Here is a 353-nt window from a genome sequence, read left to right as displayed (position 1 = left end):
TGACCGTGAAACTTTAGCTTGGGAATATGAGAGAGATAAAGAAGAAGGACTGAAACCCAATCTTCCCCAAAATTATTTTCCAGAAAATGATGATAAAAATAAGCCAAAAAGAACTTGGGCTTCAGCAGCTTCCCTCTTTTTTTCAAATTGGTTGAATTATGCGTTTTATCAAGGAACGCCTTATCTAGGAGAACGTCTGAGTCAACATTTGAATGAAGAAAATTATGATTTTAATCAAAAAGAGCAAAAGTAAAAAATAATGAGTTAAAAAATGAGGAAATTTATGGATAAAAGATTAGATACTTTATTGGCGCAAGTCGGAATTCATCAAGATGAGGCAACGGGAGCTTTAG

The 353-nt window shown here is 33.7% G+C and carries 1 protein-coding gene; it reads left to right on the top strand.

The window, feature by feature from the left end:
- Positions 1 to 253: homoserine O-acetyltransferase/O-succinyltransferase family protein (locus JKP73_RS22230; RefSeq protein ID WP_200411993.1), on the top strand; the 253-nt coding region annotated here is incomplete at its 5' end.
- Between the last annotated feature and the right edge of the window lie 100 nt (positions 254 to 353).

This window comes from Virgibacillus salexigens (assembly GCF_014905415.1).
In the GTDB taxonomy this organism is placed as follows: domain Bacteria; phylum Bacillota; class Bacilli; order Bacillales; family Amphibacillaceae; genus Virgibacillus; species Virgibacillus salexigens.
This window is presented reverse-complemented; position numbering and strand designations above follow the sequence as displayed.